Genomic DNA, 12,152 nt, shown 5'->3' on the forward strand with positions numbered 1-12,152 from the left:
AACTATTAATTGCAAATCAATGAGATTAACTATAATGCTTGTACTGTGCTTTACCGGTGTATTTCAGTTGCAAGCGCAGCAGATCACGCTGCAAGGAAGAATAACGGATGCCGGAGGAAACAATATGCCCGGTGTGATAGTAATGGCACAGCCCTCCGGCAAAATAGTAACAAGTGATGATCTGGGGCAATACCGGTTTTCAGGCCTAACAGCTGGAATGATTACCATCACAGCCCGGATAATTGGGTATAAAGATTATCAGGAAACATTCAGGGCGTCAGCAAAAATACACACCAAAGACATCCGGATGGAAACAGATAAGCAGGATTTGAAACAGGTAGAAGTAGTTAGTCAGCGTTCCAATACAAACGCTGAAACATTAATAAAGATTGAAAATAGTATTATGCCTGTTACTATTATCGATCGTCGCACTATAGAATTAATGGGTAGCCGCCGGTTGGATGAGGTGCTCAAAGAACAAACGGGCGTGGCTATTGTAAATGACATTGGAGGAGGTTCCCGTTCCATTGGGGTGCAAATGCAGGGATTTGGCAGTGAATACATTATGGTATTGATAGATGGCCAACCTATGATTGGACGTAACAGCGGCAACTTTGATCTTTCACGTATCAGCGTATCGAATATAGAGCGTGTGGAAATAACCAAAGGCGCGGCCTCTAACCTGTATGGCGGAGACGCCTTGGGAGGTACCATCAATATCATTACCCGCCACATTGTTGCTGATCCGCAGGCGATCGCTTCTGTGAGCTACGGAAGTAACGAAACCGCAGACATTACAGCAGAAGGGGAGACGCCACTCTGGAATAAAAAAGGTAGTATTTCGCTGAGTTCCAACTATTACCATACGGGTGGCTTCAATACCAGTACGGGCACTATAAAAGGCACTACTGCACCACCGTATGATAATTATTCCGCCCAGGGGCGCTTCCGGTACCGGTTTAATGAAAAAAATCTGCTGTCGGTGAGTGGCCGCTACGGGTTAAGACGGAGCTTCATGACAAAAGATTACGGTGCCAGTTATATCACGAAAGATGTATTAGACGAAAAGGACCTGAACCTATCTGTTGCCTTTGATCACCGTTTTAATAACCGGTGGAGAAGTATGACCCGCTACTACTTTACCCGGTACAATGCAGATATGAGTATTGCCCTCACAAAAGGGGACAGCATCAGTCAAACCGAATTTGGACAGACCCTTCATCGCGCAGAGCAACAGTTTTCATACACACTGAATAAAAAACTGGATGTTGTAGGTGGCGCAGGAGGCAGCATAGAGCATATGGACCAGAATATCCTGTCTAACGTGAATGATATTAAATCATATTTCGTATATACGCAGGCTAACTGGAGGGCCATATCCAGGTTGGAATTTACGCTGGGACTTCGCTATGATCATATTGTAGACTACGGATGGCGTTTAGACCCCAGTATGGCGCTGCAATATAAGCTGCTGCCAACCCTGAGTTTGAAAGCAGCTTATGGGACGGGTTTTAAGGCGCCGGATATGAAAAAACTGTATCAGGTGTTCTATAATCCTTCCTATAACTATATGGTAGTGGGCAGCTCTGTATTACGTAATATTGTTAACCAGATGATGGCTGCGCAGCAAATCAGCAAATATGAGCTGGAACCGGTGTATAATGAGATAAAAGGAAAAACGCTGGATGCTGAAATGAGTAAATCTTATAACGTAAGTCTTACCTGGGAAACACCCAATAAAATAATAAGCGCAGAGGGGAGTGTGTTTTATCATGATATCACCAATCAGATCAATAGTGTTTTGATAGGTACCGATATCAGCGGCCGTGCACTCTATTCTTACCGTAATAACGCAAAAGCATATTACAAAGGCGTAGAGTTCTCGCTTAAGTATACACCAGTTACCTGCCTGAATATTAGCGGCGGTTATCAATACCTGGTTGCTAAAGACAAAACAGTAGAGGATGAGATTCATGAAGGAGGAAAATATTTTGCTCCCCTGTTTGATCCCAGAACGGGCTACGTTAATTATACCCCTTCGGCCAAGGATTATTGGGGCATAGAAAACCGTTCGAGGCATATGTTTAATGCCCGGGTGTTTTATACTTACCTCCCCTGGAACCTGAGCGCTAATGTGCGGGTAAATTACCGTGGTAAATATCCTTTCAGTGATAAAAATAATAATGGTTACATAGACCGGTTCGATACTTTTGTAAGAGGGTATTATCTGTTGAACGCTGGTTTGGAGAAAAAACTGGCCAACCGTCATTTGTCACTTCGTTTCAATGCAGAGAACCTGCTTAATTTTATTGATCCGAAAGTGCCATCACAGCCCGGTCGTTTATTTTTTGTTGGTGCAGCCTATAATTTGCGCTGATCTGAGTTTATTTTTCCGGGGTACAGCGCCCTTTCTTATCTTATCTTACCGGGTCCTATGCCAAAATGCTTTTTGAAAGCGCGGTTAAAGTGTGATACATATTTATATCCGGTAAGATGAGCCACTTCTGTTATAGATACACCGGACTGTAGTAATTCTTTAGCCTGGTTCATTTTGATAAGATGAAGATAGCCGAAGACGGTAGTTCCAAAAACCTCTTTGAAGTGACGTTTTAGATAAGCGTCATTGGTGCCGACCTGGTGTGCTAAATCTATTAATGAGCATGGGCTTTGCAGATTGGATTTGATGATTTCTTTTGCCTGGTACATGCGCTCAATATCTACAGAACGTAGCGCGCCCGTTTTTTCAGCTTTGCCCTGGCTTGTCGACAGGCTTTGTTCAAAGGCGTCCAGTTCAATCGACAATAGTTCTCCCAGCTTGCTTTTAATGTACAACTGTTTATACCTTCCATCAAGTGGGCAATTAATCATTTTATATAAGATGTTATTGCTTTCAGTTTGCAAGAAAAGATTTGACCTGCTCATCGGAGTGGGTTCATTTTCTTTTATACTTCGGTGCAGTAAAGCGTAAAAGGGATGCTCCTGGGGGAGATAGTTAAGCATCAGCTCAGGACTGATACCCAATTCGAAAATTTCCAGTCGCTCGCCGGGCTGCCAATTGAGGTGCACACGTTCTTTAGTGAAAAACAGATAATTGTATTCCTTCTTTTTAAACGACAAAGGTGGATGCTTGCCACCATTTATTTCATAACTTTTATTGCCGCTAATGGTATAAGTGAGTTGTATGAATGGATGGGTGTTTTCTATAATGACTTTACCTGGCTCTGTAGATATTATATTATAGTAACCAAGATTGATACCATCTGGAGAAGATAACTCATATACCATTCCATTGTGTCCCGGTTTATTTACAGATTTACGTCTTTCTTTTAACGAGTTTTCGTTGGCCTGATATATGTCAAAGCTGCAAAACATCGCAGCCGGATTTTTTTCTAAAAGCATGTCTTCCATCAGCAGAAATAGTTTGTCTACTTTGATTAATCAGATAATTACCACAATACTATGTTTTTTAATGCCAGACCATTTTACGCAATTGGGAATTTTTTTGATTTTAAATATAAAATCTGCCTATTTATAATAAGATACAGCAATAAAATTCCGTTGATGGTACTTTATTCCGTTAATGGTATTTACTATAGATGCTCCTGGTTGCTACCGGCATACATCGGCGTAACAGTGGGTTGGATGCCACTTTAAGGAAGGTATTGTGCCTTCTCTTTGGTTGATTTGATATAGCCGTTAAAGTAACCTTCCTGGGAAAAAGAGGGGACTGTATTGAAAATTTCCGTATTTCGTAAACGACCAATAGTTATATCCTGCTACTTTGCAAAGTAGCTGCCCCTTTTTATCGTAACGATTTTTTATGACTCACTGTAGATATGCTTCAGTTGTGTCAATAATGAGCCTTTAACATCAATATTTAATATGCGCTGCTAGGATATTAAATGATTTTTTAGTTACTTGAATACGATAATTTTTTTTCCACGTATATCACTCTTTAAACCATTGTAAAATGAACGTTAAGCTCATTCAGGTATCCACATTTCTTTGTACGCTATTATTGCTATTATGCATAGGTGGAAACAAAGCCTTTGCACAGCAAGGTCCCGTAACCATTTCAGGGCCTACCACAGTACCTGGTGGTAACACCAGTGTATATACGCTGTCGCCAACTGTTGGTAATAACGTATACGTAGTTTGGACGGCAGTACATGGCCAGATTATTTCAGCACCCCCAAATTCCAGTCTCGAAGGTTTTGGTATTAATACCTGTTATGTTACCTGGGATCAAAACATTACCACAGGACAGCTCACCGTTACTTTGCCACGTAACACGCCTATTCAGCAGTACTCCATTACTGTAAGAAGAAGTACTGGTTTGGCTAACGAAGCAGAGAACATTGCTAAGTTTCTTCCGGAAGAGCAACCTGCTGTGGTGCCCTTCCGCCAATAGGGCAAATTGTTAAGGGATGTTCATTGTACCCATGCAGGGGCCAATGAACATCTGTTTAAAGGAGGTCTATTAAAAGAAAAATACTTCTTTTTTGTCTGTGCTTTTTCAGAATGCTCCCATGTAAAGTGAAATGATGTGTATTTTCATGGATGGCGTTTAACGGTGAAAGGATGGCAAAAGCGTGTGCCCAAGTCCATGTTTGCTATCTTAGTCTACGTGTATAGTGGTCTTATTTTGTTTGTATATTTTCTGTTACGCTGATTGCGCTGTATATGTATATTATAATTATAATTAATATGAATTAATTTATTAAATAATAATATTTGTTACTATTTTATACAGCAGAATAGAGGGCCATTGCCTTGGAGGAAACCTGGCTTTTTTCTAGCCATATAAATTGTATTCCACGATATGATTTATATAAAAGAAGAGATATGAATATACTAGATGCTGAATTAGTAGTGCGGTTACAAAACCATGAGGTAAGCGCCTTTGATAGCTTGTATTGGAAATATCATGGAGCTGTATACCGGAATATTTTCAAGTTTGTGAAAGATGAGGTGGTTACTGAAGATATCCTTCAGGACGTATTTGCACGCCTGTGGGAAAAAAGACAGGATATCCAGTCCGATCAATCTGTAAGCGGATGGTTGTTTGTTATTAGCTTTAATATGTGTGTATCCTTTGTAAGGAAAAAGCTGCGTGAGCAAGCTTTTCACAAAAAAATCTTCCAAACAAACGAAGATGATGGGATAGCTATTGAGCGTAAGAACATAGACGAAGAGCAGTACCATTTGCTGGAACAGGCTATTTCAATGTTATCTCCCAAAAAAAGGGCCATCGTTACCCGTTGTAAGCTGGAGGGTAAAACCTACGAGGAAGTAGCGAATGAACTGAATATTTCCCGTAATACGGTAAAAGAACATTTGTCTGCCGCCATGATCAAGCTGAATGATTATATACAGCGTAATGGGGACAATAAATACATTATTTTGTTACTACTGTTCTTAAATTGTCACAATTCATAATCCGGTAGGTGTATTTTATATTATATTTTAATTAATATTTCATTTTTTTAAAAAAAAATCAAAAAGTACCCACCCGTTTTGGTTAATCGTGCGTATTTAAATTAAACCGTCACACTAGTGCTCAATAGAAAGGAATATCTCAGACAGCTGTTTAACAAGGATAAATGGACTGCTACAGAGCAGGAGTGGATGATGGAATACCTGAATGCCAATGATTTTTCCGAACTGGAGATGGTAGCTGCCGAGTCTTTTGAGGCAGACCTTCTAACGGTAAAGTATATGTTGGATAAACGTTTATCTAACAACATGTTGAAAAATATTCATCAGCGTATAGGGGTTAAGGATAGTTCTTTTAAAGGTATTTTCCGGTTGTACCAACAGAAAATTGCTGCTGCTGCCGTAGTATTGCTATTAGCAGGAGCTATCTGGTATACGTGGTTGCAAGAACGGGTGAAGCAACATGTGTTTGCCGCCACATCGGAAAGGCAAACAGTAAAATTGCCGGATGGTTCTGTGGTATATTTGGAAAGAGGGGCGAGCATTACCTTTCCCGAGGTTTTTGATAAAAAGGACCGAAAAGTAACACTGAAGGGAGAGGCTTTTTTTGAGATCAACCATGATGCGAAACATCCTTTTATTATTTCCTCTTCGCTGATAAATACAACGGTATTGGGCACTTCCTTTAATATGGAAGTTCACGAACGGAACATCGCCAAGGTAGTAGTCGTATCAGGAACAGTACAGGTAAATGCAAGAGAAGGCAACCTGCATAAAAATGGCCAGCTGGTAATTACAGCTAATAAAAGCGCGGTATACGATCCGTCTTCGCAAAACCTTGAATTACAAGATGCCACTGAAGATGCCAGGTTTTTTGCCCAAAAAATAAGTGGCAAATTTATTTATAAAGGAGATCCTTTGTTTATGGTAGCATCAGACCTGCAAAGGTATTATAACGTGCCAGTAATAACCGACCAAAGATCCGCGCAATGCATGTTTTATGGATCTTTTAATATAGCGGATGGTTTAGAAAAAGCACTTGAATTAATTGCTTTTTCCTTAGATGCAAAAGTGAAAAAGGATAGTATCAACAATGGATATATCATAGCTGGTGGTAACTGTAAATAACGACCATGATTTCGTTAACCAAAATCTATTTAAGATGCGAAATTGTTATCAACAAAGCTGAACCAAAATTTAAAGAATAGAAATATTAGAAGTCTGGTATACTGTCCTGGGGGCCTTTAGCCTGAAAGCGCTTCATGCTGGTTAACTATATGATCAAATGCAAAACATCTGATCATATATCTTCTATTGCCAATAGTTACATATAAGTAAACCGCGTAGCATTTATTCAACCGAACTAAATCGCACATATTCAACCAAACTAAATCGAACATGATACAGATTATATCCTTATCGTCCGGCTAACATATTGCCATCATATAACTGATTAAAAATACCCTGCTTATGCAGAAGGGCCTTTTATTGTCTGGTTTTATCTAAAAACCGGAAGGGGAACCTTATGGCCCGAACGAAACAAATAAAATATACTTATGTTCAGAAGAAAACGATTATTTATTTATTGCTTATTGCTGCTGTTGCCAGTAGGGATGCAGGCCTACGCGGGTAATGGTTTGCAGGATGCACTCGACAAGAAAATTACGATTGAACTAAAAGATGTGATCCTTAAAGATGCCTTGGAGAAAATCAGCGCCCTTGCTGAAGTATCTTTTGTATATGTAGGCAATGAAGTACTGGATGTTAATAAGGTAAGTGTGAATGCACATAACGAGAAAGTTGGTGACCTCCTGAACAAACTGCTCACCCCCTATGCGCTTTCCTATAGCGTGATGTACGACCGGGTAGTGATTAAGCATGACAATGGCAAAAAACTGATTCCTATAACAGTGACAAATACACTGATGAGGATCGAGCTCCCGGTTACTGACGTAAAAGGAGTAGTCACCAATGAAAAGAAAGAACTGTTACCAGGTGTAAGCATTTTTATTAAAGGTACCTCCCGCGGAACAACGACCAACGATAAAGGGGTATTTGAACTGAAAAAGGTAGCCAACGATGCTATCCTGGTATTTAATTTCACTGGTTATAAAACGGAGGAAATCAGTGTTGCCGAATTTAAAAGCGGCGCGCTCACTATTGTGCTGAAAGAAAAGCCTACCCGCTTGCAGGAGGTAGTAGTAACAGGTTTTCAGAGTATTGACAAAACTAAATTCTCTGGTGCTGCTACTAGATTGAAAGGAGAAGATGTGAAAATAGACGGCCTTACAGATGTAAGCCGTATGCTGGAAGGAAAGGTAGCCGGGGTAGCTATTCAAAATGTATCCGGCACTTTTGGTACAGCGCCTAAAGTGCGTATCCGTGGCGCTACCTCTATTAATGGTGATAATAAGCCATTATGGGTAGTAGATGGAGTAGTGCTGGAAGACGTGGTAAATATTTCTAACGACCAGCTTTCCAGCGGAGACCCTACTACGTTGCTGGGATCTGCAGTAGCAGGACTAAACGCCAATGACATTGAAAGTTTCGACATCCTGAAAGATGCGGCAGCTGCAGCCTTGTATGGCGCCCGCGCCATGAACGGTGTAGTGGTGATCACTACCAAAAAAGGACGTGCAGGCAAGCCCGTTATCAATTACAGCGGTAACTTCAGCACACAGCTGAAACCTAACTACAGCAATTTCAATATCATGAATTCCGGTCAGCAGATGTCGGTGCTGGCTGAGCTGGAAAGAAAAGGTATTCTCAACTCCGATATACTTTCCCGCGGAGATATCGGCGTATTTGGTAAATTATATGAGCAGCTGGATGCTGATAACAATGGTAACTTTCCGGTAGAAAACGATCCCGAAAGCCGCAAGGAATTTTTATTGCGTTATGCCAAAGCCAATACAGACTGGTTTGGACTGCTCTTCCGCAATAATTTTGTACAGGAGCATTCCATCAGTATTTCATCAGGTACCGATAAATCACAATCTTATTTTTCTACCAGCTTTTATAGCGATAATGGCTGGACACTGGCCGATAAAGTAACACGTTATACCCTTAACTATCGTAACACATATAAATTTTCAGACCGGTTATCTGCCGGATTTTCAACATTGGCTTCTGTACGCCGCCAGAAAGCGCCTGGTGCGCTGTCGCGTAGCAGTAACCCAGTAGAAGGGCAATACGACCGGGATTTTGATATCAACCCGTTTAGTTATTCGCTGAATACAAGCCGCACACTTACTGCCTATGATGAAAATGGGAAATTGGAATACTTCAGAAGAAATTATGCGCCTTTCAATATTATCAATGAACTTGAGAATAATTACTTAGACCTGAACATGATGGACCTGCGCCTGCAGGGGGATCTGTCCTGGAAGCTGACAAAAAATATCCGTTACGAATTTACGGGCGCTATCAGGTATGTAAAATCTTCGCGCGAGCACCAGATCACAGAAAATGCCAACATGGCCAATGCTTACCGGGCTGCCGGTAACGCTACTATCGCAGAGAGAAACAAATTTTTATACCGTGATCCGGATAATCCGGATGCACAACCAGTAATTGTTTTGCCTGCCGGTGGCTTTTATAACCGCACAGAGGACCAGCTGTTGAACTATGATTTCCGCAATGGCCTGAACTACACTGATACCTTTGCACAAAAACATAATATCAACGTACTGATAGGACAGCAGGTAAAGTATGCCGACCGCCAGAATGCTTCCAATACAGGATATGGCTACCAGTACGATAATGGCGGCGCCACTTTTACCGATTACCGCATCCTCAAACAAACCATTGAGAGCAATTTCCCTTATTTCGGCATGGGCAGGGATTACGACCGCTTTGCGGCGTTTTATGCTACCGGTACCTACGCCTATAACAACAAATATAACTTTACCGCAACTGGCCGTTATGATGGGTCGAATCGTTTGGGACAATCCCGCAACGCAAGATGGTTGCCTACCTGGAGTGTGGCCGGTTCCTGGAATATAGACAGGGAGCCTTTTGCTGCACGCATCCGGCAGCTGGATTATCTCACCCTCCGCGGCAGCTACGGATTAACTGCGAGCATGGGACCAGCTACCAATTCCAACATCGTATATCAAACTGTTAATACCAATAGACCGCATCTCTCAGAAGTAGAATCAGTGATTCGCTTGTCGCATTTACAGAACAATGAACTCACCTGGGAGAAATTATATACCACCAACATCGGAATTGATGGGGGCTTTTTTAATAATAGGCTGAATCTGAGCTTAGATGCCTATACACGTAAGAGTTTCGATCTTATCAGCCTCATTAAAACCAGCGGTATCGGCGGAGAAATGTTTAAAGCGGCCAATTACGCCGACATGAATTCGAAGGGTTTGGAAATAATGGTAGGAGGAGATGTGATACGCAATAAAGATTGGGGTTGGAGATCCAACGTCACTTTTGGATATAGTGTAAACAAAATTACCAACGCGAAAAATATTCCTGGCATTTTTGACCTGGTAGTGGCAGAAGGTGGTAACAAAGAAGGCTACCCGGTACACAGCCTTTTTTCCTTACAATACAGAGGGCTTGATCCTAAGTCAGGCGCCCCTTCTTTTATCAATCAGAATAATGTTAAAAGCGGGGATGTAGATCTTCAATCGCTGAACACTGATCATCTGGTATATGAAGGTCCGGTTGACCCGCCTATTACCGGTGGGTTTTCTAATACATTCCGTTATAAAGCTTTATCACTGAATATATTTTTTACATATCAATTTGGCAATAAAATCCGCTTGTATCCTGCTTTCAAAACTACTTATTCAGACCTCGATGCGATGCCTAAAGACTTTTATGACCGCTGGGTAATGCCGGGTGATGAAAGTAAAACTCGGGTTCCTTCTATGCTCGATGCTTTTGAACAATTGTTGATAAGCGGTGCTCATCCTTACAATAACTATAACTACTCCACCGAAAGAGTGGCGAAGGGCGATTTTATCCGCCTGAAAACGATCTCTCTTACCTACCAGTTGCCAGTTGAACTTACTAAACGTGCAGGGTTGAGTAATGTGGCAATAAGTGCTGCCGCTATCAATCCCTGGTTGATTTATGCAGATAAAAAACTGGAAGGTCAGGATCCTGAGTTTTTCAATGCCGGTGGTGTGGCACAGCCGATTCAAAAACAATTTACACTTTCATTAAAAGTCGGTATTTAAACAAGGATATATGTTAATTCAATATATAACGTCAACCAATAAACGAAAAATAAGGCCTATTATTATTGGGGCACTTGCATTAATAGCCTTTATAAGCGGTGGTTGCAAGAAATACCTGGAGCAGGTGCCCGACAGTACCTGGACAGATCTGAGCACACCCGCCAAGGTGAGTAAATTACTGGGAACAGCGTACCCGCAAGCCAGTTATATTACCATGTGTGAAGCAATGTCGGATAATGTGGGAGATAAAGGAGTAGGAGAGTATTACCGGCCTAACCAGGACGCCTATTCATTTAACGATATCCAGTGGGTAGAAGAAGATTCTCCGGAGGCTTATTGGAAGGCTTGTTATGCTGCTATTGCCGCTGCTAACCAGGCATTGCAGGCATGTGCAAAGGCCGCCGATCCTGCGGCTTATGTACATCAGCGTGGAGAAGCCCTGCTGGCAAGAGCATATGCGCATTTTATGCTGGTAAATATTTTTGCTAAAACCTATGATGCCGCTACCGCAGCCAACGACCAAGGCATACCATATGTAACAGAACCGGAAACAGTGGTGATGAAACAGTATGAGCGCAAAACCGTAGCCTACGTATACGATATGGTGGAGAAAGATATGCTGGCCGGATTAACATTGATCAGCGATGATGCGTATAGTGTACCCCGTTATCATTTTAACCGTAGCGCGGCTTTTGCCTTTGCTACACGTTTTTATCTGTTTAAAAAAGATTACGATAAAGTAGTAGCCTACGCGGATAATACTTTCGCTAATAACGATGTATCCACCAACATGCGGCAGTGGAATACCCTTTATAGTAGTATGTCTCCTGCACAGCTTTTTGATATTTACGCTAATGCCAATGAAAAGGCCAATTTACTGATCGTGGAAGCCCCTTCACTATGGGGACGCAATGTTGGCCGGCTGCGATACGATCTTGATTATGCGCATGAGTCACAGATATTGGGCCGCAATGTAACCGGCGGCTCCTGGGTATATCCGGTTTACTATTATGGTTCACAAGATTATTTTGTGCCCAAGCTTACAGAATATTTTGTAAAAAATTCTGTGAACGCCACCATCGGGCAGCCATACGTAATGACGCCTTTATTCACTACAGAAGAGGTGTTGTTTAACCGGGCAGAAGCCAATGTATATCTCAATAATACCAGTGCTGTATTAAAAGACCTGAATCTTTTTGCCAGCAAGCGAATCAGAAACTATAACGCATCCCAGCATAATATTTCCTTGTCTGGTATGCAGGCTTTTTATGGTATCAGTGATGCAAAAAATGCCTGCATACGTACTATCCTTGATTTTAAGCGGGCGGAATATGTACAGGAGGGTTTGCGCTGGTTTGATCTGCAGCGGTATAAAATGCCGGTGGTTCACAATACCCGGGAAGGGAAAACGCTGGAGTTAAAAGCAGAGGATAACCGCCGCATGTTCCAGATTCCGGCATCGTCTGTCACCTCGGGAATACCATTGAATCCAAGATAACAAAACAGCGATAGTAT

General features: G+C 41.7%; 7 protein-coding genes. 6 read left to right on the forward strand and 1 reads right to left on the reverse strand.

Translation table 11 applies throughout. The annotated features are described in order from the left end of the window. Positions 1–19 precede the first annotated feature (19 nt). On the forward strand, positions 20–2,377 hold the full coding sequence (locus ACDQ55_RS10720; protein ID WP_420981383.1) for a TonB-dependent receptor: 2,358 nt from the start codon (positions 20–22) through the stop codon (positions 2,375–2,377). Between the two features lie 35 nt (positions 2,378–2,412). On the opposite strand, the gene ACDQ55_RS10725 is transcribed toward ACDQ55_RS10720, so the two are convergent. Beyond that, the gene (locus tag ACDQ55_RS10725; RefSeq protein WP_420981384.1) at positions 2,413–3,408 is read right to left on the reverse strand and encodes a helix-turn-helix domain-containing protein; all 996 of its coding nucleotides are present in this window, start codon (positions 3,406–3,408) and stop codon (positions 2,413–2,415) included. A gap of 562 nt (positions 3,409–3,970) precedes the next feature. Between ACDQ55_RS10725 and ACDQ55_RS10730 the strand changes: the two genes are divergently transcribed. From ACDQ55_RS10730 to ACDQ55_RS10750, 5 genes are all read left to right on the forward strand, one after another. Continuing rightward, the gene (locus ACDQ55_RS10730; RefSeq protein ID WP_420981385.1) at positions 3,971–4,411 is read left to right on the forward strand and encodes a hypothetical protein; all 441 of its coding nucleotides are present in this window, start codon (positions 3,971–3,973) and stop codon (positions 4,409–4,411) included. 434 nt (positions 4,412–4,845) lie between these two features. Continuing rightward, positions 4,846–5,439, forward strand: coding sequence for an RNA polymerase sigma factor (locus tag ACDQ55_RS10735; protein WP_420981386.1), 594 nt, complete (start codon positions 4,846–4,848; stop codon positions 5,437–5,439). Between the two features lie 117 nt (positions 5,440–5,556). Continuing rightward, positions 5,557–6,564, forward strand: a complete 1,008-nt coding sequence (locus tag ACDQ55_RS10740; protein WP_420981387.1) for a FecR family protein — start codon at positions 5,557–5,559, stop codon at positions 6,562–6,564. Positions 6,565–6,992: 428 nt separating this feature from the next. Next, positions 6,993–10,637, forward strand: a complete 3,645-nt coding sequence (locus ACDQ55_RS10745) for a SusC/RagA family TonB-linked outer membrane protein (RefSeq protein WP_420981388.1) — start codon at positions 6,993–6,995, stop codon at positions 10,635–10,637. A gap of 10 nt (positions 10,638–10,647) precedes the next feature. Then, a complete protein-coding gene (locus ACDQ55_RS10750) occupies positions 10,648–12,135 on the forward strand; it encodes a RagB/SusD family nutrient uptake outer membrane protein (protein ID WP_420981389.1) in 1,488 nt (495 codons plus the stop codon). Positions 12,136–12,152: the final 17 nt, after the last annotated feature.

Source organism: Chitinophaga sp. 30R24 (genome assembly GCF_049056765.1).
GTDB lineage: Bacteria > Bacteroidota > Bacteroidia > Chitinophagales > Chitinophagaceae > Chitinophaga.

What these genes read in the sequence shown, in the direction of transcription:
- ACDQ55_RS10720 (WP_420981383.1), top strand. Translation starts at nt 20, where the DNA reads ATGAGATTAACTATAATGCTTGTACTGTGCTTTACCGGTGTATTTCAG.
- ACDQ55_RS10725 (WP_420981384.1), bottom strand. Translation starts at nt 3,408, where the DNA reads ATGGAAGACATGCTTTTAGAAAAAAATCCGGCTGCGATGTTTTGCAGC.
- ACDQ55_RS10730 (WP_420981385.1), top strand. Translation starts at nt 3,971, where the DNA reads ATGAACGTTAAGCTCATTCAGGTATCCACATTTCTTTGTACGCTATTA.
- ACDQ55_RS10735 (WP_420981386.1), top strand. Translation starts at nt 4,846, where the DNA reads ATGAATATACTAGATGCTGAATTAGTAGTGCGGTTACAAAACCATGAG.
- ACDQ55_RS10745 (WP_420981388.1), top strand. Translation starts at nt 6,993, where the DNA reads ATGTTCAGAAGAAAACGATTATTTATTTATTGCTTATTGCTGCTGTTG.
- ACDQ55_RS10750 (WP_420981389.1), top strand. Translation starts at nt 10,648, where the DNA reads ATGTTAATTCAATATATAACGTCAACCAATAAACGAAAAATAAGGCCT.